Source organism: Mediterraneibacter flintii, from assembly GCF_055387595.1.
On sequence record NZ_AP031405.1, the window covers coordinates 1,190,939 to 1,216,527 of the forward strand.

Sequence of the window (25,589 nt, forward strand, 5' to 3'; positions counted from 1 at the left end):
GGAGGTAAAGCTTTGATTGAAGTAAAGAATCTGGTAAAAAAATATGGAAATCATACAGCCATAAATCATCTCAGTTTCCGGATGGAAAAAGGGAAGATTTATGGCTTTTTAGGTCCAAACGGGGCGGGAAAGTCCACGACGATGAATATTATGACAGGCTATCTGGGAGCAACAGAGGGACAGGTGCTTATCAACGGACATGATATTTTAAAAGAACCTGAGGAAGCGAAAAAACATATCGGATACCTTCCGGAGCTGCCGCCCCTTTACATGGATATGACTGTGTCAGAATATCTGGAATTTGCGGCAGAATTAAAAGGGATACCGAAGGAAAAAAGAGAAAGCAGCATTGAGGAGGTTATGAAGCTTACAAAGATATTGGAGGTAAAGAGGCGTCTGATAAAAAATCTGTCTAAGGGGTACCGACAAAGAGTAGGGCTTGCACAGGCTATTTTGGGCTTTCCGGATATTATCATATTAGACGAACCGACTGTTGGGCTGGATCCGAAACAGATTATTGAGATTCGGGAGCTAATCCGGAGCCTGGCGAAGAAGCATACCGTAATTTTAAGCTCTCATATACTGGCAGAGGTAAGAGAGGTATGCGACTATATTCTGATTATCTCCAAAGGAAAATTGGTGGCGAGCGATACGCCGGATAACTTGGAACACAGGATGAACAGCAGTGAAGCAGTGGAAATTGAGACAAAAGCGGAAGCCTCCAGGGTGAGGGAAGTACTAAAGGATATACAGGACATAAAAGAATCGTCTGTGAAGAAGCAGACAGACGGAATTACCTATGCAAGACTGCTTCCGCGAGATGGAAAAGACATACGGGAGAACGTATTTTTGGCATTTGCAGAACAGAAGGTTCCTCTTTTGACACTGAAAACAGAGCATGTCAGTCTGGAAACTGTTTTCATGGAGCTGACGCAGAATGAAAACATAACGAAACTACAAGAGATGGAAGAAAGGGAGGAAACAGAATATGCTGGCGATTTATAAACGGGAAGTAAAGGCTTATTTCCAATCTATGACAGGATGTGTATTTATCGCATTTCTTGTAGCATATACAGGGATTTATTTTATGGCGTATAATCTGACATACGGGTATCCGTATTTTTCGTATACGCTGTCTGGAGCTTTGATTGTATTTCTTGTAGGAATCCCCTTAATCACCATGAAAAGTTTTTCGGAAGAACGGAAGAATAAGACCGACCAATTACTTTTGACTGCCCCAGTCAGCTTGGGGAAAATCGTCATGGGAAAATATCTGTCTATGGTGACAGTTCTTGCGGTACCCAATATCATTTTCTGCCTATTCCCGCTTATTATAAAATCACAGGGAAATGCATATCTGAAGGTGGATTATATTTCGATCGCTTTATTCTTCCTGCTGGGCTGTGTCTATACAGCTATCGGAATGTTTCTGTCTGCTTTGACAGAGAGCCAGATTATTGCATTTATCAGTACATTCGGGATACTGCTTGCACTGTATCTGTGGGACGGCATTCTGTCTATGCTTCCTAGCTCTGCGATCAGCGGGCTGGTGGGCGTGCTGCTTGTTCTGACACTGCTTGTATTTTATATCTATCATATGACTGCGAACTGGATGCTTGCAGCGGCAATAGAGGCTGTCGGCGCTGCCGCAGGGATTATTCTGTATATCGTAAAATCCAGTTTGTATGAAAATCTTCTGACAAAGCTGCTGGGAAGACTGGCTCTGGCAGATGTGTTTACAGATGTTGCATCCAATCAGATTGTAGATGTCACGGGAATTGTGTTGTATCTGTCCATCATCGCTGTATTTGTATTTTTGACTATACAGGCAATTCAGAAAAGACGTTGGAGTTAGGAGGCATAAAACCGTGGAAAAGATGAAAGCATTATTTAAAACAGCGGGGACAAAACAGGGGACGTATAGTGTAGCGGTGACAGCGGTTGTCATAGCTATCGTAGTAGTGGTAAACCTGGTGGCAGGTCAGATACCGGAAAGCTACAGGAATCTGGATGTAAGCAGTACTAATATTTATGACATATCAGATATAAGCAAGGAGCTGCTGCAAAGCCTGGATAAGGACGTAAAGATGACGGTGCTCTCCGTCAAAGAAGAGGCCGATGACAGAATCAAAACATTTTTAAGTAAATATGCCGCACTTTCCGATAAAATCAGTGTAGAGTGGATTGATCCGGTACTGCATCCGTCCGCGCTGACAGAGTATGGAGTGGATGAAAATACGATTGTCGTAGAATGTGAGGACACTGGGAAAACGACGAATATCGCATTTAGTGATATTATTGTGACAGATATGTATTCCTATTATTATACGGGAAGCGCCTCAGAATCAGAGTTTGACGGAGAAGGACAGCTTACTAGCGCTGTGGGGTATGTAACAAACGATACGAACCAGGTGATCTATACAACGACTGGGCATGGGGAAGCAGATATATCCTCTACCATATCGGATCTGATGGACAAAAATAATTATACGAGGACAGAGCTAAATCTGCTAATGAATCCGGAGATTCCGGAAGACTGTGATTTATTGCTTATGTACGCGCCGGCGACAGATCTGACAGAGGATGAAAAAGAGGCGGTTGAAAATTACCTGGCAGAAGGCGGAAAGGTGATGCTTGTTCTTGGAGATACAACCAGTGAAGAGCTGCCTAATATTACTGCGGTTATGAAAACATACGGAATGGAGATGACAGACGGCTACATTGCAGATCCGCAGAGATGTTATCAGGGAAATGCTTACTATATCTTTCCGGAGCTTTCTTTAAGCGGGGATATGGCAGACGGTATTTCCTCTCAGATGGTGCTCCTTATCAACACACACGGACTTACCTTAGAAGATCCGGAGAGGGAAACGATCTCTGTAGTACCGTTCATGCAGACGTCAGATGAGGCGTATGCAGTGACAGAAGAAAATCAGGAGCAGGGCAGCTATGTTCTTGGAGCTGTGGCAACAGAGGAAGTGAGCACCGAAGAAGATGCAGAGGATTCGGACAATGAGACGGAAGATTCTGATGAGACCACAGATACAGAGAAAAAGGAGAGCAGGCTGACTGTGATTTCAGCGGCAAGCATGATCGATGCGCAGATTACCGACACATTGACACAGCTGGACAATACAACATTGTTTATAAATGCAGTGACGGAAAACTTTGAAGGAGTGCAGAACCTGTCGATCGAACCAAAGAGCCTTACGGTAGAGTATAATACCATACAGTACGGAGGGTGGTTCAGTCTGTTGGTTATTTTTGGAATCCCGCTGGCAGTGCTGGTAAGCGGATTTATTGTATGGTTCCGCAGAAGAAAAGCATAGCAAAGGAGGCAGCAGATGAAGAAAAAGAAAGGACTGATTATACTTCTGGCTGTTTTTATAGTATTGCTGCTGGTGTATTTTACACTGCAGTCTTTTAACAAAAAGCAGGAGGAAAAGGAAACAGAAAAAGAAGCATCAGAAAAAATATATGTAACGGATATAGAAGAGGTAAGCAGTATTCGCTACAATGTAGGTCAGGGAGATTTTACATTTGAGAAAGACGGGGATACCTGGTACTATAGTACGGATAAAGAATTCCCTCTGATGCAGAGCTATCCGGAACAGATGGCTTCGACCTTTGGAAAGCTGGAGGCGCTGAGAAAACTGGAGAATGGGGACTCCCTGGAGGATTACGGATTGGATGAACCAGTATATACAGTGGAGCTCACGGACTCCGCTGGAAATACAACAGCTATATATTTTGGAAATGAAACGCAGGACGCCTATTATGTGACTGTGAACGATACGGAAGAGGTTTACACGGTGAACAGCAGCGTGCTTGCCGATCTGGAATATACGTTGGATGACATGGCGCAGTTTGACGATTATCCGAATATCGGAAGCGGTAATTTGAAGAAAGAGACAATTACGCAAGGCGAAGAAATAACGGTTTATGATGCAGAAAACGAAGACGACGCAGAGAATATTGCGGCTGTGGCAGGTGGCCTTGGCGCAGTCAGCCTGGATACCGCCGCGGATTATTCGGCAGAGGATGCAGATCTGCCGCAGTACGGACTGGACGAAGCGTCGCGGATCACAGTGGAGGCAGTGTATACCCAGGATGGGGAGGAAGAACTGCTGACACTCTATATAGGGAAGGAAGACGGAGATGGAAATCGTTATGTGATGATACAAGATTCCAGAATCGTATATCTGATAACGGATGAAATCTGCAATAACATACTCAATATAGAGGAATAGAATGGATGCGGAGAAAATACTATGCCGCAGGGCGGTTTTACGAATGGCGCGGGCTAAACTGTTACTACTTTATAAGAATTTTATAAAGGATTTCTTGACATTACAGACAAAACAGAGGAAAATATTTCTCATGTAAGTTAAATCCCCTTTCCTTAACAGTGTAGCGGCTGTTATAGAGAAAAGTTCTGTCTAAAGCTAGAGGGGAAATGTATACAGAAATTGAGGATGGATGAAGATGAAAGAAAAATTGATACGGTTTATGCAGGGAAGATATGGAGTGGATTCGTTTTCTAAGTTTCTGCTTGTCGCAGGCCTTGTAGTAGTATTTGTCTCTGCTATGTTTGCAGACGGGGCGGCAGGAGGTGTTTTGTATATCCTTGGATGGCTGCTTGTCATTTACTGCTATTTCCGGATGTTTTCTAAGAATGTTACTAAACGATATGGAGAAAATCAGGCATTCCTGGCAAAAACATCTAAAATCCGTAATTTTTTCAAGGGTCAGAAGAGTATGTGGAAACAAAGAAAGGTATATCACATATATAAATGTCCGGATTGTAAGCAAAAGATACGTATTCCTAAGGGAAAAGGAAGGATTGAGATACGCTGCCCGAAGTGCGGTGCGACGTTTATTAAAAAGAGCTGAAAGCCTGTCGGGCTTTAGATGAGAGGGAGAAAAGATGAGAGATCCATACAGTGTTTTAGGCGTAGAAAGGGACGCTTCGGACGAAGATGTGAAGAAAGCATACCGCAAGCTAAGCCGGCGGTATCATCCGGATGCCAATATCAATAATCCGAATAAAGATGAGGCGGAAGCGAAGTTCAAAGAGGTTCAGCAGGCATATCAGCAGATTATGGATGAGAGGGAAAAAGGATATTCCTCACAAAATAATAGTTACGGGGCAGGCGGCTTCGGCAGCTATGGAGGCTTCGGTGGTTTTGGCAGTTATGGAGGATTTTCCGGACAGCAGGCAAATGAAAGCGAAGCGGACATTCACATGAGAGCCGCAGCAAATTATATCAAGAGTGGACATTATAAAGAGGCATTAAATGTGCTGGATGGTATTAAGGACAGAAGTGCACTTTGGTATTTTTATAGTGCGTCGGCAAATGCGGGTGTCGGCAACAATGTGACAGCGGTAGAGCATGCAAAAGAGGCAGTGCGGCTGGAGCCTGGCAATATGCAGTACCAGATGTTGCTTGACAGGCTCCAGGGAGGAGGTACATGGTACCAGCAGAGGCAGTCTATGTACGGATATCCGGGCTCTTTTGACAGTAGCTGCTGTGTGAAATTGTGCGTGGCAAACCTGCTTTGCAACTTATGCTGTGGAGGAAGTGGAATGTGTTGTGGCGGCTATGGCGGCGGCTACGGAGGATATGTGTAGAAATAATCGAAAGCATAAAGACGTTTCAAAACCGATAGGACATTCGGTTTTGAAACGTCTTTTTTGGTGATATAGTATAAAATTACACGGCAAACAAGTGAAAACTAGAAGAACGTGTGGAATCGATAGTTATTTTTATTAGAGGTGTGTGCGGAAAATACCGATTCCTACAGCTCCCGGGCCGGTATGACACCCGATACTCATTGTCAGAGGCGCGGACTTTAATTCCATATCTGGAAAATGCTGTTTCATCTCATATTTAAAATAAGAGAGCTTTTCTTCTTCCATCAACGTAGTTGCAATTCCAGCCTGTATAAGTCCTTTCTTATGCAGTTCGGCAAAACGGGTATCTAAATCCTTCTGTACTTCTTTGCACATTGCCTTAAATGCAGCCTTCATTCCCCTTGTTTTAGAGCAGGCGTCCAGCTTGTCTCCCTGTATGGTGAGCACAGGCTTTAAGTTCAGCACAGTTCCTATAGCCGCTGCCGCTGCTGTAATACGTCCGCCCTTTTTTAAGTATTCCAGTGTATCAACAGCGATATAAATACTTGCGTCTAAGCTTTCCGCTTCCAGAAGCTGTTTGATTTCTTTTCCGCCGGCGCCAGATTCGGCAAGAAACCTTGCGTCGTATACGGACTGTTCCTGCGTAATGGAAATTCTATGATTATCAACGACATGTACTTTTCCATTATAAGGCTCCTCCTGTGAGAGTACAGAGGCAGTCTGGCAGGAATTTGAAAGTCCGCTGGACATAGGAATAAATACGATCTCTTCATACGATTTTAATAAGGAATCCCACATCTGAGTGACTTCTCCAGGCGAAGGCTGTGAGGTTGTTACGGAAGCGCCCTGTGAAAGCTTTTCATAAAATTCTGCGGGAGTAATATCATATCCCTCATAGTAAGTACGCCCGTCTATCAGAATGGGCATGGAAATGACATGAATTCCCTGTGCATTTCCTTCCTGTGGCATAATCCCACTGTTGCTGTCTGTCATAATGGCAATTTTTGGCATGTTCAATCTTCCTTTAATTAAAGTTTTCTATAACCTTACAGGTTGAATGTTATTTTAACAGGTGTTAAAATTATAGCAAAATGTATATTTAATAACAAGAAACAATAATTTGAAAATGTAAGCTAATTATACAGATTGGAGAATATGTAAGGAAATGGAAGACAAACGTATCAGAAAGACAAAGAGAAATCTGAAAGATACTCTTGTAGAGCTTCTCATGGAGGTTCCATTTGAACAGATTTCTATTACAGAATTATGTAAAAGGGCAGATATAAGCCGTATTACATTTTATTCCCATTACAGTGATAAGTATGCACTGGTAGATGAGATTTTCGCAGATATGACGGAGATCGGTACTATAGATTACCGGCGCAGGCAGAAGGAGAATAACCCCAATCGGGATTTGGTGATAGGATATATTAATGTATTGGACAGTATTCTCTCTATTTATTACGACAGGTTTGAGTTCTTTCAACACACTAATCCGGATAGAAACCCGTATCTTGCATTTGCATTTTATAATATTGTCCTGGATACGGTAGAACTTCATACAAGCAGAATTCAGAAAGCAAATCTGGAATTAAAGTATTCTCCGCGGAAAATAGCAGGCTTCGTCTGTTTTGGAATTCTTGGCTTTATCAATGAGTGTCATAAAGCAAAAACACCGTTGGTGAAGATCAAGAAAGAGGCAAGAGGACTTCTTGCAGATATTTTAAAGTCGGATGTTGTAGTGAAGAAAAAAGAGGAGGAAAAGGAGGAAAAGAGATGAAAAGAAAAAAGGTGAAAAAATTAGTGGCAATTCAACCGGTATCTTTTTTACCGGAAGGGAAAGAAGCAGTCAGGGCATATTGTGAGGAGGTTGTGTTTTATGATACGGAACCGGAGGATGACGCAGAGATTATCCGGCGAATCGCAGATGCGGACGCTGTGTTTGTAAGTTATAATCGTACCATAGGGGCAAAAATTTTATCTGCGTGTCCGAATGTCAAATACATTGGAATGTGCTGCAGCTTATATTCAGAAACGAGTTCTAATGTAGACATTGCATATGCAAGAGCACATGGAATAAAGGTGACGGGTATCCATGACTACGGTGACGAAGGGGTGGCAGAATATGTGGCGGCAAAGCTAATCGGCAGACTTCATGGAATGGACGGACATGCTCCCTTACTGGGAGAGTGCTCGGAAGTATCCGGAGTGAAAGTAGGAATACTGGGAATGGGAGCAAGTGCACAGGCAGTAGCACGCGTGCTTTCCTTCCTAGGAGCAGATATTTACTATTATAGCCGGTCGAGAAAGGAAGAAATAGAGACGAAAAACGGATATACATACTGCAATTTGGAGGAACTGCTTACAGGCTGTAATGTAATCTGCAGCTGCCTAAGTAAGAATGTTACACTTCTCTATGAAAAAGAGTTCGAACAGATGGGGGAGAATAAAATCCTGTTTAATACGGCGCTCAGCCCATGCTATGAACCAGAGGCGCTGAAAAAATGGCTGGAAAAGAAAAATACTTGGTATTTCTGTGATACTCTCATGGGCGTAGGAGAGGAAACGCTTTTAAGGTATGAAAATGTAAATTGCCAGAAGAAATCCTCCGGTATGACAAAACAGGCGGCAGAGAGGCTAAATAAGAAAGTGCTGAAAAATCTGGAAGAATATTGTAAGGAATTGGAGGATTAGGAAAGAGGAAAAGGTGCTTGCTTTTTCCGCGGAGTTCAAGTATACTGAAATCAATATTTCTTGACGGATTTCAGTAAAAAAGAAAAGGAGAATACATAAATGAAACGCTCGAACAAGATACTCTTCGCCTCTGCCCTGGCAATTGGCATAATGGGCGCGCAGACTGTAGCGGCTTTCGCAGCGCCGTATACGGAAGAAGGGGCAGGCGAACAGGTTGGCCTGTCTACAGAACAGTTTCAGAACACTGGGGGGGGCGAAACTAAGAATACAGAAAATTCGGGCGTAGATGACGAGAATTGGGATTTGGATTTGGAATTTTCTGACGGCTCGGGTGTGCGGATAGCGCCTTCTGACGAAATAGAAGGCATATGGGATATGGAAATTACGTTAAAAGACGCGGACACAGAACTGGCCGTACCGGAAACCATTATGCTGTACCGTCTGAATGAAGAAACAGGGGAACTGGTGGAGGACATGAATGCGTACCGTCCGGGAGGGACTGTCTATATACCACTGTTGGACTGGGATGTAAAAAGCGGTACAGATTACGGAAGGGTTTGGAAAATGATGAATCTGTTTGACATATTCGCTCAGGAAGCGGCAGAGCAGTTGAACGGAGTGCCATCTTCCCGCGAGGTTTCGTTTGAGATAGTAAGCGGAAAAGAGCAGGTGGAAAGTATTTCCTACGTAGTGGACGAGAGGCTTGAAGAATACGGAATCGGCTGTGTGAAGATAGAACTGGCGGAGGATCCCGTTTTCTTTGATGAAGCGCTCTCATTTGGGATACGTGTGGAACAGTTGAACAGAAATACCATTTTTGGCGGAACAAATGCAGATAGCCTGCCGCCGCAATATGCTCCGCTGGCAGATGGCCTGTTGGCGCAGTATCTTCCGGAAGTGCTGAGCTGCCTTACGGATATGGCGAAAGAAGAAGGGGTGCCGGGAGCAGAGTGGTTAGGAGAAGAGTCTGTACAGGAAGCGGTGATAGAAGGGCGGATATTCCTGACGAATCCGGTAATTTTAAAAACTGACTCTCCGGTTACCCTCGAGGGCGCAGGATACGGGATAAAGGGTATGGAACAGGGGCAGAGCTATGCAAAAGACAGTGTGATTCGTGTGGAGGCAGAAGGTTCGGGCTTGGACAATGACGCACCGGGCGAAGGTGCTGTCCGTTACCTTCCGGCCAGATGGGAGATTACAAAGGATACGGCTGGGATAAGGAACGGGTTCTGGCAGGAGGACGGTCCTTTTACGATAGAGGAGACAACAGAAGGACTTGAGCCAGGGGAGTATGTGCTCACCGTAGAATTTGACTATCAGATTTATGAGGAGTCTGACGGAGGCTGGACAACTGCGCAGACGATAGAAAAGAAGACTGCTTTTGCGGTAGAAGGCGCTCCAGATGAAACAAATCCACAGGAGAGTGGCAATGACGGCGGCGGAGACGCACAGAAAGAGACTCTGGTGCAGACCGCTGATTCTATAAAGGACAAGGAAACAAAAAAATCCCCGCATACAGGGGATGAGAATAGTATGTGGAGTATATTGCTCTATGGCGGACTGTTATGTATTGCAGGAACCGGAATTATAAGAGTTAAATCACATAGGCAAAAGGCATGACGAATGTGCAAGAGGGAATGATAATCACAGATACAAAAGAGAAAACAGCGGGGCAGCGAAGTCTAATGACGAGTTAAGGAATTTTTATATTGCTATTTGTACAAAAAATCCTAATTCTTTAAAAAAGAATTAGGATTTTTAATATCTACTATAAAAAGCATATCACTTTATTGATGAAATGCGGAAGAAGAGACTTGAACTCTCACAGGATTAACTCCCACTAGAACCTGAATCTAGCGCGTCTGCCATTCCGCCACTTCCGCCCGACAGAAAATATCTTATCATAATCGAACTATTTTGTAAACCCCTAAATTTAATTTTTAACATAGTTTTTCAGCCATAGAAAATGAAAGAAGTTCTGTATGTATTATGCTATAATAAAAACATTCCAAATAAGATAGATGAAGTACAATATTTCTAAATGATATACATGTGATAAGGAGGCATTTATGAAATGGAAATCAGACAATTGAATATGCAGAATGAAAAAGAAATTATGGAGATAATAAAAGATGCGTTTGCAGTTGATCCCTGGTATGATAATTGGGATGATGAAGAAATATTTCATCTTTATATTTTGGACGTAATAGGGAACGTAAATTCTTTGGCATTGGGACTGTATGAAGGGAATGAATTAGTAGGAGTGTCATTAGGCAGGTTGAAACATTGGTTTAATGGAACAGAATACTGTATAGATGATTTTTGTATTCGCTCCTCCTGCCAGGGAAAAGGTGCGGGTTCCTTATTTTTAAAAATGTTAAGAGCATATGGCAGAAAAAAGAACTATAAGAAAATAACCTTGCGTACGAAAAGGACAGCTTCGGCATATGAGTTTTATAAGAAAAACGGTTTCAGAGAGATAGAAGAAGATGTATTTTTCAGTATGGAATGTAATATATAAATTTAAGCTGGCGAAAGTGTAAGCGAGGGAGTGTGTTGCAAAAGTGAGGAATTCCGGCGAAGCCCTGACGAACGTTGCAATACACTCCCTCTTGCGCGGATCGTTTTCGTCAATTAACTTTATAATTTTTTCTCTTGACATTTATTATTTATGGTTTTAAAATGTTGTATGTCAAACAGTTTGATTTCGTACAGTTTGATATACAACAAAATAAGCGAAAAATGCGATCTGCTGAACTAGGAGAAGAAATGAAGAAAAAATATGTGGGTATGGAGATAAGAGCCCTGGATAATTTAATCAAAAGGTTTATTGACAACAGTATAAATAAGGAACGTCTCGTTCAAGTGACTGGATCTAATGGATGGATTATTGGCTATCTGTGGGAAAATAGAGAGAAGGACATCTATCAAAAAGATCTGGAATCAGAATTTCATGTGACCCGTTCTACGGCGTCTAAGGTTGTAAACCTGATGGTTGAAAAAGGGCTGATTGTCCGCGAAAATGTGCATACAGATGCACGATTGAAGAAGCTGGTATTGACAGAAAAAGCAATAAAGATGGCAGAGGAGATGGAGGAAGGACACGAACGGATTGAAAGACAGATAATTAAAGGATTTTCGAAAGAAGAACTGAAACAATTTTATTCTTACTTGGAAAGGCTGAAGAAAAATGTAGAACAGGAGGAGCAGCTATGGTAAAAATTTTATCCAGGAGTATACGAGAATATAAAAAAGAATCCATTCAAGCGCCGATTCTGGTTGCACTGGAAGTGGTAATGGAAGTAGTTATTCCGCTTCTGATGGCAAATTTGATTGATTATGGAATTGAAAAAGGGGATATGGGATATATATGGAAGATGGGACTGGCGCTTTTAGTGGCAGCTTTTTTATCCCTCTTTTTTGGAGTCGGGGCTGGAAAGGCAGCAGCATACGCTTCAGCAGGATTTGCGAAAAACCTAAGAAAAGATATGTACTATAATGTGCAGAATTTTTCGTTTTCAAATATTGATAAATTTTCTACATCTAGTCTTGTGACAAGACTGACTACAGATGTGACAAATGTGCAGATGGCATATCAGATGATTATCCGAATGGCGATACGTTCTCCATTTATGCTGGTATTTTCTTTGTTTTGTGCCTTTAAGGTAGACGCGCAGCTTTCTTTAATATTCGTAGGATGTATTCCAATTCTTGGTATCGGACTGTATGTAATTATGACACGTGTGCATCCGATTTTTAAAAGGGTATTTAAAACATATGATAAGCTGAACAATGTTGTACAGGAGAATCTGAGAGGGATTCGGGTTGTCAAATCATTTGTGAGAGAAGATTACGAACGGGAGAAATTTGGAAGTATTTCTGCACAGATATATAAAGATTTTTCTAAAGCAGAAAAAATGCTTGCATTTAATATGCCTCTTATGCAGTTCTGTATGTATGTCTGTCTGATTCTGCTGTCTTGGTTTGGCGCGAAGGCGATTGTATCAAGCGGCGGAAATCCAAACACTGGTTTAAGTACAGGAGAATTGATGAGTCTGATTACGTACACAATGCAGATTTTAATGAGCTTGATGATGCTTTCTATGGTATTTGTTATGATTGTTATGTCCAAAGCATCGGCAGAAAGAATTGCGGAGGTGCTGACAGAAGAAAGTGATTTGAAAAATGGCAGCAATCCAGTAATGGAGGTGCCGGACGGCTCAATCGAATTTGAACATGTTTCATTTAGTTACTCGAATAAGGCGCATAAAAAATGCCTGGATGATATACATTTAAAAATTTCATCCGGAGAAACGATAGGAATTATCGGGGGAACCGGAACTTCCAAATCTACATTAGTACAGTTGATTCCTCGCCTGTATGATGTGACAGAAGGAGAGCTAAAAGTTGGAGGAAGAGACGTCAGAGAGTATGATCTGGAAGTTCTGAGGGACAATGTGGCCATGGTGCTGCAAAAAAATGAACTGTTTTCTGGTACAATCAAGGAAAATTTGAGATGGGGAAATGAGCATGCTACAGAGGAAGAAATCAGGCATGCATGTAAGCTGTCTCAGGCAGATGATTTTATAGCAGGTTTCCCTGATGGATATGACACATATATTGAGCAGGGAGGCACAAATGTTTCGGGAGGACAGAAGCAAAGACTGTGTATAGCAAGGGCGCTTCTAAAAAAACCGAAAATATTGATTTTAGATGATTCTACGAGTGCTGTGGATACAAAGACAGATGCCATGATAAGAAAAGCATTTCTCGAAGAAATTCCGCATACGACAAAAATCATTATTGCACAGAGAATATCCTCTGTACAGGATGCGGACAGAATTATTGTGATGGATGATGGAAAAATCAGTGGTATCGGTACCCACGAAGAGCTGGTCAAAAATAATGCAATTTATCGTGAAGTATACGAATCACAGCAGAAAGGAGGCGGCAAGGATGAATAAGAACAAAGGACAGCAGTTAGATTTAAAGACATTAAAACGTCTTATGTCATATCTGAAGGACTATAAAAAACGTTTCATATTTGTATTGATCTGTATTGCCTTAAATGCAGGTGCAATGGTGGCGGCGTCCTTGTTTTTACAGGTGCTTATAGACGACTATATCACGCCGCTTCTTTCGGACGCTTCACCAGGATTTTCCGCCTTGTTTCACGTATTGATAATACTGGCGGGAATTTATTTAATTGGGATACTGGCGTCTTTATTTTACAGCCGGACAATGGCGGTAATATCGCAGGGGATTTTAAAAGAGATCAGAGATGAAATGTTCTCCCATATGCAGACATTACCGATTAAATATTTTGATACACATTCCCATGGGGATGTAATGAGCCATTATACAAATGATACAGATACTTTGAGGCAGATGATTTCTCAGAGTGTTCCGCAGCTTTTTTCTTCTATTATTACGATTGTAGCCGTATTTTTTGCAATGCTTTCGATCAGTATATGGCTAACCTTATTTGTAGTCATTCTGATTGTAGTAATTATGAAAGTTGTTTCTGGGATTGCAGGAAAAAGCGGGAAATATTTTGTACGCCAACAGGAGGCGATCGGGGAGGTCAACGGCTATATTGAAGAAATGATTAACGGGCAGAAAGTTGTAAAGGTTTTTTGCTATGAAGAGAAAGCAAAAGAGAAATTTAATGCAAAAAATGAAGCGCTTTGCGAACAATCGTCTAAGGCATTTACTTATGCAAATATTTTGATGCCAGCGATGAATAATTTAGGCTATGTGCTGTATGTGATGGTCGCCATAGTAGGAGGAGCAATGGGAATTGCAGGACTAGTGAATGTCAGCCTGACAGGGCTTGGAGTTCTTTCTCTTGGAATGATTGCTTCCTTTTTACAGTTATCCCGCAGCTTTATCCAGCCTCTCGGGCAGGTTTCCCAGCAGTTAAGCGCAATTATAATGGCACTGGCAGGGGCAAAACGTATCTTTGAGCTTATTGATGAAGTGAGCGAACAAGATAACGGTTATGTGACATTGGTAAATGCGCAATATAAAGATGGTATTTTGATGGAGGCAGATAAACGGACAGGATTATGGGCGTGGAAGCATCCACATGAGGACGGAACTCTGACTTATACGGAATTAAAAGGTGAAGTGCAGATGTTCGATGTAGACTTTGGCTACGAAGAAAATAAAGTGGTACTGCACAACATTACCTTGTATGCGAAGCCAGGACAGAAGGTGGCATTTGTAGGCGCTACCGGTGCAGGTAAGACAACGATTACGAATCTGATTAACCGTTTTTATGACATTGCGGACGGCAAAATCCGATATGACGGCATTAATATCAACAAAATCAGAAAATCCGATTTGAGGCGTTCTCTTGGAATTGTACTTCAGGATGTAAATTTATTTACTGGAACTGTGATGGAAAATCTCAGATACGGGAAGCTGGATGCCACAGAGGAGGAGTGTATTGCAGCGGCAAAGCTTGCCAATGCAGACAGCTTTATCCGCATGCTGCCGGATGGGTATGACACAGTGCTCTCCGGTGATGGAAGTGGACTCTCTCAGGGACAGAGGCAGTTGATTTCCATTGCACGTGCCGCGGTGGCAGATCCGCCAGTTATGATACTGGATGAAGCGACTTCGTCTATAGATACCCGAACGGAGGCGATTGTACAGAGGGGAATGGATTCTCTGATGCAGGGAAGAACTGTATTCGTGATTGCACACAGATTGTCTACTGTTCAGAATTCAGATGTGATTATGGTATTGGAGCTGGGTAGAATCATAGAGAGAGGAAGCCATGAGGAATTAATTGAAAAACGAGGCAAATACTATCAGCTTTACACAGGAGCATTTGAATTATCTTGAATATAATATGTGCAATATCAGACAATTTTATGTTATGATAATAAATAAGTAATTTTGTGCTGCAAAAAGCACCAAAAACATAAAGAGAAAGAGGAAAAAGCATGATTAACAAATTAGTGGAAAAGATTAAAAAGACGGGAGCGCCGATTGTAGTCGGGCTGGATCCGATGTTGAATTATATTCCAGAGCATATACAGGAAGCTGCATTTGCAGAATTTGGAGAGACTCTTGAGGGTGCTGCACAGGCAGTATGGCAATTTAATAAAGAAATCATTGATAAGACATATGATTTGATACCGGCAGTAAAGCCCCAGATTGCTATGTATGAACAGTTTGGAATTCCAGGTATGGAAGTATTTAAGAAAACAGTAGACTATTGTAAATCAAAGGATCTGGTTGTGATCGGAGATATAAAAAGAGGGGATATAGGCTCTACTTCTGCCGCTTATGCGACAGGGCACCTGGGCAGGGTAAACATAAGAGGAAACGAATTTACTCCGTTCGGGGAAGATTTTGTGACTGTGAATCCGTACCTTGGTTCAGACGGCGTGAACCCGTTTGTTGACGTGTGTAAAAAGGAAAAGAAAGGTCTGTTTATTTTGGTGAAGACGTCTAATCCTTCCAGCGGGGAGTTTCAGGATCGCCTGATAGAAGGACGTCCGCTTTATGAGTTAGTTGGAGAGAAAGTAGCGGAGTGGGGAGAAGAATGCATGGGTGATGCATACAGCTATATCGGCGCTGTTGTAGGTGCAACCTATCCTGAATTGGGAAAAGTTCTGCGAGAGATTATGCCAAAAGCGTATATCTTAGTTCCAGGATATGGCGCTCAGGGCGGACAGGGAAAAGATTTAGTACACTTTTTCAATGCGGACGGTCTTGGAGCAATCGTAAATTCTTCTCGTGGTATCATTGCAGCGTATAAGCAGGAAGCATATGCAAAATATGGCGCGCAGAACTTTGGAGATGCTTCCAGGGCAGCGGTAGAGGCGATGGTGAAGGACATCAGCAGTGCAATTGAGGCAAAAAGATAAAGAAGATTATAGCAAGCTATATAAATATTCGACGGATAATAAGAGATGCAGACTGCTGCGTGCAGCCTGCATCTTTTGGTAATGAATCACAGACAGAATAGAGCAGCATATGACTGACCTGAAAGGACAGAACTATGCAATAGGAAAGGTGAATCTGACATGATAAATATACGAAATGAAAAAGAGGCAGACTATAAAATAGTGGAGGATATTACAAGACGGGCTTTTTATAATCTTTATATTCCAGGCTGTATAGAGCACTATTTGGTCCACATTATGCGCGGACACGAAGATTTTATAGCGGAGCTGGACTTTGTGCTTGAGCTGGACGGACAAATTATAGGGAATATCATGTATACAAAGGCAAAACTGGTGGATAGAAATGGAAAGGAGAAGGAGATTCTTACCTTTGGGCCTGTCAGTATTGTTCCAGAGTATCAGAGAAGGGGATACGGGAAAATGCTTATGGAATATTCTTTTGAGAAAGCAGTGTCACTTGGTTATGATGTGATAGTTATATTTGGGAGTCCTGCCAATTATGTAAGTCGTGGATTTAAAAGCTGCAAAAAGTATAATATCTGTGTGGAAGGCGGGAAATATCCGGCGGCAATGATGGCAAAAGAATTGATTCCCAATGCGCTGGACGGGAGACAATGGTTTTATTACGACAGTCCTGTAATGGCAGTGAAAGAGGAAGAAGCAAAAAAATATGATGATACATTGGAAAAACTGGAAAAAAGAGTTCAGCCGAGCCAGGAAGAATTCTATATTATGAGTCATTCTTTTATAGAATGAGAAAACCTGTGTAAAATTTTATGTTATTTAGGAAAAGGCCTTGTTACGCTAAAAGAGCTCTGCATTGACGGAACAGAAATCGAGGCAAATGCGAACAGATTACGTTCATCTGGTGCGGCAGCTTCAACTATCATCTTGCCGGTCTGCCAGATACTATAGATACCCTTTACGCAAAGTATAATACGTTTTTGTTCGAAAACGGGTATGGCCCCAAATACGACTCGGGACTGCCAGAATATTTGTAATTGAAGGAGTGAACAAAGTCCGTAAGGTCATTGAGGAAAACAGAAAACGAAAGCCGACAAAACATAAGAAGAGCTCCAATAACATCATCCTTGAGATTGACCGCTGTTCCCCACTGGAGATTCTGAAACTGCAAATGAAATTAACATATGATAAGATGAAATTTAGGAGAAATAACTATATGGTAAACGAGGAAAGACAAGAGATTGTTTTATTTGAAGATGATGGCATAAAATTAGAAGTTCCTGTATCTCCCGATCAGGATACTGTATGGTTGAATCGAAATCAGATGGCAGAATTATTTGAACGAGATGTCAAAACAATAGGTAAACACATAGGAAATGCATTAAAAGAAGAACTGGATGATTCAACTGTCGCAAAATTTGCGACAGTTCAAAAGGAAGGCGACAGATATGTAATGCGAGATATTGAGTATTATAATTTAGATATGGTTATTTCCGTAGGCTATCGTGTAAAATCCAAACGAGGCACGGCCTTTCGGAAATGGGCCAATTCAGTTCTTAAACAGTACATATTACGAGGATATGCGGTCAATCATAATCGTATGACACAGCTTGGAGAGGTGATACGGATTATGAAACGGACGGAAAATAGTCTTGATGCAAAACAGGTGTTGTCGGTTATTGAAAAATACAGCCTTGCACTGGAACTGTTGGATGATTATGATCACCAGACGATGAATCGTCCATCCGGAAATAAAGCAGTATATGTGTTATCTTATGAGGAATGCAGGAAGATTATTGACACAATGAAATATAATGTGGATTCGTGCGTTTTCGGAAATGAAAAGGATGATTCTTTTAAAGGCAGCATTGGAAATATTTATCAAAGTTTTGGAGGAGAGGATGTTTATCCGTCTTTAGAAGAAAAAGCTGCAAATCTTTTATATTTCATTACAAAAAACCATAGCTTTTCAGATGGAAATAAACGGATTGCGGCCACTATGTTCTTGTACTTTTTGGACAAGAACGGCGTATTGTTTAAGGAAGGTGAGAAATTGATAGAGGATCATACACTGGTAGCTCTGACAATTATGATAGCAGAATCGAAACCAGAAGAAAAAGAAATGATGATTAGTGTCATCATGAATTGCATTGCGTAGTTAAATTTTAGGAGGTTTCCCACGAGTTCAGAAATTTCTTGCCAACGGTTCTTTCTTGCTTTGCTTAATTGCGACTGCGGATATGTGTTCTATCTGTTGGATTAGGAGAAGAAAAACAGGAGAATACCGTTCTTCTTGAGAATAGAGCTGAAATTAGCCTCAATAACGGAGATGTAACCATTAAAGAGAACAGCGCTTATATCATTAACGATACAGGTGAAAAAACTTCCAATACAATCAGCGTAGCGGAACAATTGGAGGTACAGGCGTTCTAACCGCAAGCAATATCAGCCCAACACTAACTGACGGTAACGGAAATAATGTTTATGTTGCCAAGCTAACAAATCAGAACGGCATTAATGAAGTGACAGTAGATAGTAGTAAAATATTCGCAAGAGCAGGCAACCACTCTGACGGAGATACAACTTTTTATCTCTATTTGACAGGAAAAGAACATGACCTGACTACTTTTAATGATACTTATAAAGCAAAATAGAACGCTGATGAAGGATTTGTAATAAACCAACTTGCTCCCCTTCTGATTTTTACTACAACACAGACAGCTACTGCTATCACCGTGAATTTGACAAATCATAAAGAAGCATATGGTGCAGTACAATATAGATTAGACGACGGCAACTGGCAGGCAAGCAATACATTTTCTGACTTGGAGCCAAATCCGGATATACTGTTTTTGTTCAATATAAGGGAAGCGGTAAGGGAATTTACAGTCAAGGCGAAGGAAACACCGTCAGAACCGGCACAGCCTGCTGACCTTGCAAATCCGACAGAGCCGTCCAAAGAAAACGGCGCGCAGACCGCCGTATGCACGGGAGATACCTATAGTATCCTGCCGTGGGGAATAACGAGCGTATTGTCAGCGCTGGTTTTAAGCCATCCTATGTGTGAAACTTTGAGAGCGTTCCTCGATTGAAATAAACAGGAAATTGTGGTAAAATTGAAAAGATTTCACAGTTCTTTTTATAAGACGCGGGGTAACCGTATCAAAAAAACGGTGTGGAGAAAGCTGATACCGGTTTGTTAGTTAAGATAGAAAGGCTTACAAAAGCCTGTAAATACAGGAGGTTAAATATGGAACAGTACAAAAAAGAATTTATCGAATTTATGGTAGAAAGTGATGTACTGAAATTCGGTGAATTTACGTTGAAGAGTGGCAGAAAGTCACCGTTTTTTATGAATGCAGGTGCTTATGTTACTGGTTCGCAGTTAAAGAAACTGGGGGAATACTATGCAAAGGCGATCCATGACGTATATGGGGATGACTTCAATGTTTTATTTGGGCCGGCATATAAAGGGATTCCGATCAGTGTGGTGACAGCAGTTGCATACAGTGAATTATATGGAAAAGAAATCCGCTATTGTTCTGACCGTAAAGAAGAAAAGGATCATGGTGCAGATAAAGGGAGTTTTCTAGGCAGTAAGCTTCAGGATGGGGACAGAGTTGTAATGATTGAAGATGTTACAACTTCCGGAAAATCTATGGAAGAGACGGTTCCGAAGGTAAGAGGAGCAGCGGATGTGGAAATCGTTGGGCTTATGGTTTCCTTAAACCGTATGGAAGTAGGAAAAGGCGGAGAAAAGAGCGCACTTGAGGAAGTGAAAGAGTTGTACGGTTTTGATACAAATGCAATTGTAACAATGGAGGAGGTTGTAGCACATCTCTATAATAAACCGTGCAACGGAAAAATTGTGATTGATGATACATTAAAAGCGGCGATCGATTCATATTATAAAATATATGGAGTAAAATAAGGAGGCAGGTTTATGGAAAAAGCGTACCGTACAATGCGCAGTACAGGAGCAGGGAATATTGCTTTGGGAATTATTATAATGGTTACAGGAATAGCGGCAGGGATACTGACGATTGTAAATGGGGCTCGCCTGCTTAAAGATAAGAAAGAAATTACATTTTAGATATGTCTGTTTCAAAGAGGACATACAGTATAAAAAAGGGGATGTTTGCACATCCCCTTTTATACCTTATATTTAGAATAAACAGGAGATTTGGCATTACAAGAAGGAGTAGTATTTTTGAGCAGGCAGCATATTAAAAAAATTCGGGCACTCGGAAAGATACTGTTTGTGCTGTATCTTATATTTTTATTGTATTTCTTAATCTTTTCAGATTGGTATGGAAGGACAGGAGTGCTGCAGGAATATAGTTATAATCTGGTATTATTTAAAGAGATAAAGCGGTTTATTATATATAGAGAAACATTGGGAGCATTTGCAGTATTTACAAACCTGTTTGGCAACATCTTGATTTTTGTTCCATATGGTTTCTTTATTTCAATGGCGAGCAAATCCAGAGGCTTGTCAAAGACATTTGTATACAGCTTAGGTTTAAGCCTTTGTGTAGAGATTTTTCAGCTATTTTCGAAAGTAGGGAGTTTTGATGTCGATGATCTTCTGCTGAATACGACAGGAGGCATTGTCGGATATATTTTATTTATAATCTGCAATGGAATAAGGAGAAAACAGTATGTTCGGAAACGAAAAAAGCACTAAAGACAGACAGAAGGAACGAGAGAGGAAAAAGAGAGGAACAAGGAAATACGGACAGGCAAAACTGAAACACTCCAGGATGGGCGTATATTCCTGTTTTTATGTCCTTGCAGCAGTCTTGATAGTAGCCGCCTGTATTCTTATCTCTTTTTTAATGAGTGGGAAAACGGCGGGATTTATTGGAGGGCTTGGAATTTTATCTATTGTTCTGGGTATCCTTGGAGTAAGGGCAGGAATGAAAGGCTTAAGGGAGAGAGAAAAAAATTATATTACCTGTAAAATAGGTATAGTGGGAAATATGTTAATTTTAGTATTTCTGCTTATGATATTTATAGGAGGATTGAGATAAATGGAATGGTTTGTGCGGCAGGCAAAAAAAAATGAAGCATATAAAGAACGACATCAGTTATCGACAGACAGACTGAAAACGATTGTGACAGAGGAAACAACAGGGGAGAAGTACTGTCCGTATTTTCAGATGATGGCAGCATTTCTGCTGGAACTGGAGGCGGTTCGGCGAAAAGTGGAAAGCGGAGCGTTTTCTTCAATGGAAATTTCAGATATGAAAGAGATAAATGATACATTATATGCAGATATTGTCGGAAAGGCTTACGGGAAAAGCTACGCAAATCCGACGTATGCCTCCGAAAAGCTGGGGGAAGAGCTGGGAGTGCTGTTAGGCTGTCTATATGCGGAATTTCGTGCAGGGATTCCGTACGCCTTTGAGAACCGAATGGATTATCTGACGATTTTAAATGAGCTGTTTTTAGAAGTATATCATTGCTTTGAGGAGGAAAAGGAGCCGGACTATAAGACGATACGAGATATTTTATATTGGTATGCCAGTGATTACTGTGACGTATTTTTAAAGGAACGGATTGAGGAGCAGCTTTATCCAGAGGAATCCTTCGCAGCAGAATGGATTGAAAAAGCAGATCTGGAAAGTGATAAATATCTGTATTGCTTTGGGGAGTACATTACAGAGAATGAACTTCAGACTGCAAAACATCTGCGTGCGCTTCCAGAAGAGACTATCCAGAAGATGGCAGATGTATTTACAGAGGGGTATCGAATAGGCTTTATCAATACAGGAAAGGATTTGTCAAAAAAGTCCGTTGTGAATATTCGTTATACACTTGGCTTTGAGAGGGTAATAAGGCAGGCTGTCCAGAATTTTGCAGAAATGGGGTTAAAACCAGTTATTTACAGGGCAGCTTCCAGTGTGATTACGAAGAAGGAACAGTATAAAATCGGGTATTACGGAAGTACTGCAAATAAACAGTATGATTACGATCACCGTATGGATCAGGCATTGTTTATGGACAAACGGTATATGGAACGTAAGCTGGATGTGCTTAAGGATACGTATGAGAAAAATAAGGAACAGGCGGCTTGCTTTGCGGGGCCGGCAGTTATGGAGATTTTTGGAGAGACTCCATTTTCACCAGAGGCAAAAAAAGAAGCGCCTTCCTACAGCGAAAAACAGCGTAAAAATTCTCTTGCCTATGACAGTAAATCCGGACAGATCACGAACCAGTATATTAAGGGAGAGGAACGCAGTTTTACGATTATCGCCTATCCCGTTCCGGAAATCGGGGAGAAGTATGAGGAAATCTTTGACGAGGTCATCCGTATTAACACATTGGACGCGGCTCTCTATGAGAGAGTACAGCAGACGTTGATTGATGCGTTGGACGAAGGTGAATATGTCCATGTGACTGGAAAAGGGAAGAACCAGACAGATATAAAAATCCAACTGTATCCATTGAAAGATAAGAAGAGAGAAACCATATTTGAAAACTGTGTTGCGGATGTCAATATTCCTGTGGGAGAGGTGTTTACTTCTCCGGTTTTAGAGGGAACCGAAGGAGTCCTATATGTAAGTAAGGTTTATTTAAACGGTCTGCAGTACAAGGATTTGAGGCTGGAATTTAAGGAAGGGCGGGTGACAGACTATACTTGTAAGAATTTCGATTCTGAAGAAGAGAACAGAGAATACATCTATGATAATATACTCCACAGCCACGACAGTCTGCCACTCGGTGAGTTTGCCATTGGCACAAATACTACGGCATATGTGGCGGCCAGGAAATACGGAATAGAGGAGAAGATGCCGATTCTGATTGCAGAAAAAACAGGCCCGCATTTTGCGGTGGGAGACACATGCTACAGTTGGAGTGAGGACATTCGTGTCTATAATCCAAATGGCAAGGAGATTGTAGCAAAAGACAATTCTGTCTCGATTTTGCGCAAAGAGGATGTACAGAAAGCATACTTTCAGTGCCATACAGATATAACTATACCTTATGAAGAGTTAGAAGAAATAAGTGTAGTGACAAAAGAAGGGAAAACGATTATACTATTAAAGGATGGGCGGTTTGTGCTGGAAGGGACAAAAGTTCTCAATGAACCGCTTGATAAGGAATTATAATAAATACAAAGGATTCTGTTCGGATAAGAAGCAGGCGTTTTATATGTTTTGCGTTCTTGTCAAGAAAGTAAAGAAAGGTGGTAACCAAATGCCAAAAGTAGGAATTGTAATGGGCAGTGACTCTGATTTAAAGGTGATGAGCAAGGCTGCTTCCATGCTTGAGAAGCTGGGGATTGATTATGAAATGACAATTATCTCTGCACACCGTATGCCGGACGTATTTTTTGATTGGGCGAAGGCGGCAGAAGGAAAAGGAATCAAAGTAATTATCGCCGGAGCAGGTATGGCAGCGCATCTTCCGGGAATGTGCGCAGCGCTTTTTCCAATGCCGGTTATCGGCGTGCCAATGTCTGGAAAAAACTTAGACGGAGTGGACGCGCTATATTCGATTGTACAGATGCCGCCGGGAATTCCGGTTGCAACGGTTGCCATTGACGGAGGAATGAATGCGGCGATACTTGCGGCAAAGATTCTTGCCACTTCAGATGAAGGGATCTTAAATAAATTAAAAGCGTATTCTCAGGAAATGAAAGAGACCGTACAGGGAAAAGCAGATAAATTAAATGAACTTGGATATGAAGAATATCTGAACAGAAAATAGGAGATAAGCGGTATGGATTATAAAAATGCGGGTGTGGATATAGAAGCAGGCTATAAATCGGTAGAATTAATGAAAAAGCATGTACAGGAAACCATGCGTCCGGAGGTTTTGACGAATCTGGGAGGGTTTTCCGGAGCTTTTTCAATGGAAAAGTTTAAAAATATGGAAAAGCCAACACTTGTGTCTGGCACAGACGGAGTTGGCACAAAGTTAAAGCTGGCGTTTATTTTAGAAAAGCATGATACGATAGGAATTGACTGTGTAGCAATGTGTGTCAATGATATTGCATGCGCAGGAGGAGAACCGGTGTTTTTCCTGGATTACATTGCATGTGGAAAAAATGAACCTGAAAAAATCGCGACGATCGTCAGCGGTGTCGCGGAGGGCTGCAAGCAGTCAAATGCTGCCCTGATCGGAGGAGAAACAGCGGAAATGCCAGGCTTTTATCCGGAAGATGAGTATGATCTTGCGGGATTTGCAGTCGGTGTGGTGGATGAGAAGGATTTAATAACAGGGAAGGACTTAAAACCAGGAGATGTTTTGATTGGCATGGCTTCCTCCGGTGTGCACAGCAATGGTTTTTCCCTTGTCAGAAAAGTGTTTAACATGAAAAGAGAAGCGCTGGATACATATTATGACAGCTTGGGCTGTACGTTGGGAGAAGCGCTGCTTGCTCCGACGAAAATCTATGTAAAAGCATTGAGAAGTATAAAAGATGCCGGTGTGACAATCAAAGCATGCAGCCATATTACAGGGGGCGGATTTTATGAGAATGTTCCGCGCATGTTAAAAGAGGGGACTCGTGCGGTGATAAAAAAGGACAGCTATCCGATTCCGCCTATTTTCCAGATGCTGTCTGTAGACGGAGACATTGAAGAGCATATGATGTATAATACATTCAATATGGGGCTTGGTATGGTGCTGGCAGTAGACGCGGCAGATGTAAAAAAAGCAATGGCAGCAGTAGAAGCAGCAGGAGAGATGCCCTATGTAGTTGGACAGATCGAAGCGGGAGAAAAAGGAGTTACCTTATGTTAAGAATTGTCGTGATGGTGTCCGGCGGAGGGACAAACCTGCAGGCAATTATCGACGGTGTAAAAGACGGTACGATTTCCAATACGGAGATTGCAGGAGTTATCAGCAACAATAGAAATGCCCATGCTCTGGAACGTGCCAGAATAAACGGGATAGCAAATATATGTGTTTCTCCGAAGGAGTATGCATCCAGGGAAAGCTTTAATGAGGAACTGCTAAAGACGGTGGATGCATTTTCACCAGATTTGATTGTACTTGCAGGATTCCTGGTCGTGATTCCGCCTAAGATGACAGCGAAGTATGCAAACCGTATGATTAATATTCATCCGTCTTTAATTCCTTCTTTTTGTGGTACAGGCTTTTACGGACTGAAGGTACATGAGGCTGCACTTGCACGTGGTGTAAAGGTTGCCGGAGCAACGGTACATTTTGTGGACGAAGGGACAGATACGGGGCCGATTCTCTTGCAAAAGGCAGTGGAAGTGCTGCCGGAAGATACACCCGAGATACTGCAGCGCAGAGTGATGGAGCAGGCAGAGTGGAAGATTCTTCCCCAGGCGATTGACTTGATTGCAAACGGTAAAGTGAAGGTAGAAGATAAAAAAACGGTGATTATATAAGTA

At 41.7% G+C, this 25,589-nt stretch carries 26 protein-coding genes, 1 tRNA gene and 1 pseudogene; 26 read left to right on the forward strand and 2 right to left on the reverse strand.

Annotated features, from left to right (window positions below; translation table 11 throughout):
* Window positions 1–12 precede the first annotated feature (12 nt).
* The 6 genes from ACZ5C4_RS05695 (at window position 13) to ACZ5C4_RS05720 (ending at window position 5,632) form a co-directional block, all read left to right on the forward strand.
* Window positions 13–1,005, forward strand: a complete 993-nt coding sequence (locus tag ACZ5C4_RS05695) for an ABC transporter ATP-binding protein (RefSeq protein WP_464520141.1) — start codon at window positions 13–15, stop codon at window positions 1,003–1,005.
* On the forward strand, window positions 989–1,855 hold the full coding sequence (locus ACZ5C4_RS05700; protein ID WP_464520142.1) for an ABC transporter permease subunit: 867 nt from the start codon (window positions 989–991) through the stop codon (window positions 1,853–1,855). The genes ACZ5C4_RS05695 and ACZ5C4_RS05700 overlap by 17 nt, the downstream gene beginning before the upstream one ends.
* 13 nt (window positions 1,856–1,868) lie before the next feature.
* Entirely contained in the window at window positions 1,869–3,329 is a 1,461-nt protein-coding gene (locus tag ACZ5C4_RS05705) for a Gldg family protein (protein WP_464520143.1), read from the forward strand.
* Window positions 3,330–3,344: 15 nt separating this feature from the next.
* Window positions 3,345–4,250 carry a DUF4340 domain-containing protein gene (locus tag ACZ5C4_RS05710; protein ID WP_464520144.1) on the forward strand — a complete coding sequence of 302 codons (906 nt, stop codon included), beginning with the start codon at window positions 3,345–3,347 and terminating at the stop codon, window positions 4,248–4,250.
* A gap of 235 nt (window positions 4,251–4,485) precedes the next feature.
* The gene (locus tag ACZ5C4_RS05715) at window positions 4,486–4,893 is read left to right on the forward strand and encodes a zinc ribbon domain-containing protein (RefSeq protein WP_464520145.1); all 408 of its coding nucleotides are present in this window, start codon (window positions 4,486–4,488) and stop codon (window positions 4,891–4,893) included.
* A gap of 34 nt (window positions 4,894–4,927) precedes the next feature.
* Entirely contained in the window at window positions 4,928–5,632 is a 705-nt protein-coding gene (locus ACZ5C4_RS05720) for a J domain-containing protein (RefSeq protein ID WP_464520146.1), read from the forward strand.
* A gap of 138 nt (window positions 5,633–5,770) precedes the next feature.
* Here ACZ5C4_RS05720 and ACZ5C4_RS05725 read toward each other — a convergent pair whose 3' ends face one another.
* Entirely contained in the window at window positions 5,771–6,646 is an 876-nt protein-coding gene (locus tag ACZ5C4_RS05725; protein ID WP_464520147.1) for a DegV family protein, read from the reverse strand.
* Window positions 6,647–6,800: 154 nt separating this feature from the next.
* On the opposite strand from ACZ5C4_RS05725, the gene ACZ5C4_RS05730 reads away from it, so the two are divergent.
* The 3 genes from ACZ5C4_RS05730 (at window position 6,801) to ACZ5C4_RS05740 (ending at window position 9,949) form a co-directional block, all read left to right on the forward strand.
* On the forward strand, window positions 6,801–7,415 hold the full coding sequence (locus ACZ5C4_RS05730; protein WP_464520148.1) for a TetR/AcrR family transcriptional regulator: 615 nt from the start codon (window positions 6,801–6,803) through the stop codon (window positions 7,413–7,415).
* Complete coding sequence (locus ACZ5C4_RS05735) at window positions 7,412–8,329, forward strand: NAD(P)-dependent oxidoreductase (RefSeq protein ID WP_464520149.1); 918 nt, start codon at window positions 7,412–7,414, stop codon at window positions 8,327–8,329. The genes ACZ5C4_RS05730 and ACZ5C4_RS05735 overlap by 4 nt, the downstream gene beginning before the upstream one ends.
* A gap of 99 nt (window positions 8,330–8,428) precedes the next feature.
* On the forward strand, window positions 8,429–9,949 hold the full coding sequence (locus ACZ5C4_RS05740) for a hypothetical protein (RefSeq protein WP_464520150.1): 1,521 nt from the start codon (window positions 8,429–8,431) through the stop codon (window positions 9,947–9,949).
* A gap of 179 nt (window positions 9,950–10,128) precedes the next feature.
* Here ACZ5C4_RS05740 and ACZ5C4_RS05745 read toward each other — a convergent pair.
* Window positions 10,129–10,212 (reverse strand) — tRNA-Leu (locus tag ACZ5C4_RS05745).
* A 191-nt stretch (window positions 10,213–10,403) separates the two neighbouring features.
* Here ACZ5C4_RS05745 and ACZ5C4_RS05750 point away from each other — a divergent pair.
* From ACZ5C4_RS05750 to purN, 17 genes and pseudogenes are all read left to right on the forward strand, one after another.
* Window positions 10,404–10,850, forward strand: a complete 447-nt coding sequence (locus ACZ5C4_RS05750) for a GNAT family N-acetyltransferase (RefSeq protein WP_464520151.1) — start codon at window positions 10,404–10,406, stop codon at window positions 10,848–10,850.
* 248 nt (window positions 10,851–11,098) lie between these two features.
* Window positions 11,099–11,548 carry a MarR family winged helix-turn-helix transcriptional regulator gene (locus ACZ5C4_RS05755; RefSeq protein WP_464520152.1) on the forward strand — a complete coding sequence of 150 codons (450 nt, stop codon included), beginning with the start codon at window positions 11,099–11,101 and terminating at the stop codon, window positions 11,546–11,548.
* Window positions 11,542–13,293, forward strand: coding sequence for an ABC transporter ATP-binding protein (locus ACZ5C4_RS05760; RefSeq protein ID WP_464520153.1), 1,752 nt, complete (start codon window positions 11,542–11,544; stop codon window positions 13,291–13,293). The genes ACZ5C4_RS05755 and ACZ5C4_RS05760 overlap by 7 nt, the downstream gene beginning before the upstream one ends.
* Window positions 13,286–15,181 carry an ABC transporter ATP-binding protein gene (locus tag ACZ5C4_RS05765; protein WP_464520154.1) on the forward strand — a complete coding sequence of 632 codons (1,896 nt, stop codon included), beginning with the start codon at window positions 13,286–13,288 and terminating at the stop codon, window positions 15,179–15,181. The genes ACZ5C4_RS05760 and ACZ5C4_RS05765 overlap by 8 nt, the downstream gene beginning before the upstream one ends.
* A gap of 101 nt (window positions 15,182–15,282) precedes the next feature.
* Entirely contained in the window at window positions 15,283–16,212 is a 930-nt protein-coding gene (pyrF, locus tag ACZ5C4_RS05770; RefSeq protein WP_464520155.1) for an orotidine-5'-phosphate decarboxylase, read from the forward strand.
* A gap of 159 nt (window positions 16,213–16,371) precedes the next feature.
* The gene (locus ACZ5C4_RS05775) at window positions 16,372–17,007 is read left to right on the forward strand and encodes a GNAT family N-acetyltransferase (RefSeq protein ID WP_464520156.1); all 636 of its coding nucleotides are present in this window, start codon (window positions 16,372–16,374) and stop codon (window positions 17,005–17,007) included.
* A 33-nt stretch (window positions 17,008–17,040) separates the two neighbouring features.
* A pseudogene (locus ACZ5C4_RS05780) lies at window positions 17,041–17,395 on the forward strand (IS1182 family transposase); the annotation flags it as partial.
* Between the two features lie 36 nt (window positions 17,396–17,431).
* Entirely contained in the window at window positions 17,432–18,373 is a 942-nt protein-coding gene (rhuM, locus tag ACZ5C4_RS05785) for a RhuM family protein (protein ID WP_464520157.1), read from the forward strand.
* Window positions 18,374–18,950: 577 nt separating this feature from the next.
* The gene (locus ACZ5C4_RS05790) at window positions 18,951–19,307 is read left to right on the forward strand and encodes a hypothetical protein (RefSeq protein ID WP_464520158.1); all 357 of its coding nucleotides are present in this window, start codon (window positions 18,951–18,953) and stop codon (window positions 19,305–19,307) included.
* 158 nt (window positions 19,308–19,465) lie between these two features.
* Window positions 19,466–20,146, forward strand: a complete 681-nt coding sequence (gene pyrE, locus ACZ5C4_RS05795) for an orotate phosphoribosyltransferase (protein ID WP_464520159.1) — start codon at window positions 19,466–19,468, stop codon at window positions 20,144–20,146.
* Between the two features lie 12 nt (window positions 20,147–20,158).
* Entirely contained in the window at window positions 20,159–20,308 is a 150-nt protein-coding gene (locus ACZ5C4_RS05800; RefSeq protein WP_186875280.1) for a hypothetical protein, read from the forward strand.
* 90 nt (window positions 20,309–20,398) lie between these two features.
* On the forward strand, window positions 20,399–20,902 hold the full coding sequence (locus ACZ5C4_RS05805; RefSeq protein WP_330604873.1) for a VanZ family protein: 504 nt from the start codon (window positions 20,399–20,401) through the stop codon (window positions 20,900–20,902).
* Window positions 20,877–21,248 (forward strand): DUF6142 family protein, encoded by a 372-nt coding sequence (locus ACZ5C4_RS05810; RefSeq protein WP_186875279.1) that lies wholly within the window; start codon window positions 20,877–20,879, stop codon window positions 21,246–21,248. The genes ACZ5C4_RS05805 and ACZ5C4_RS05810 overlap by 26 nt, the downstream gene beginning before the upstream one ends.
* Window positions 21,249–23,330 carry an aminopeptidase gene (locus ACZ5C4_RS05815; protein ID WP_464520160.1) on the forward strand — a complete coding sequence of 694 codons (2,082 nt, stop codon included), beginning with the start codon at window positions 21,249–21,251 and terminating at the stop codon, window positions 23,328–23,330. It begins immediately after the preceding gene.
* Window positions 23,331–23,418: 88 nt separating this feature from the next.
* Window positions 23,419–23,931, forward strand: a complete 513-nt coding sequence (purE, locus tag ACZ5C4_RS05820) for a 5-(carboxyamino)imidazole ribonucleotide mutase (RefSeq protein ID WP_464520161.1) — start codon at window positions 23,419–23,421, stop codon at window positions 23,929–23,931.
* Window positions 23,932–23,943: 12 nt separating this feature from the next.
* Complete coding sequence (gene purM, locus ACZ5C4_RS05825) at window positions 23,944–24,969, forward strand: phosphoribosylformylglycinamidine cyclo-ligase (RefSeq protein ID WP_464520162.1); 1,026 nt, start codon at window positions 23,944–23,946, stop codon at window positions 24,967–24,969.
* Window positions 24,963–25,586 (forward strand): phosphoribosylglycinamide formyltransferase, encoded by a 624-nt coding sequence (gene purN, locus ACZ5C4_RS05830; protein ID WP_464520163.1) that lies wholly within the window; start codon window positions 24,963–24,965, stop codon window positions 25,584–25,586. The genes purM and purN overlap by 7 nt, the downstream gene beginning before the upstream one ends.
* Window positions 25,587–25,589 lie beyond the last annotated feature (3 nt).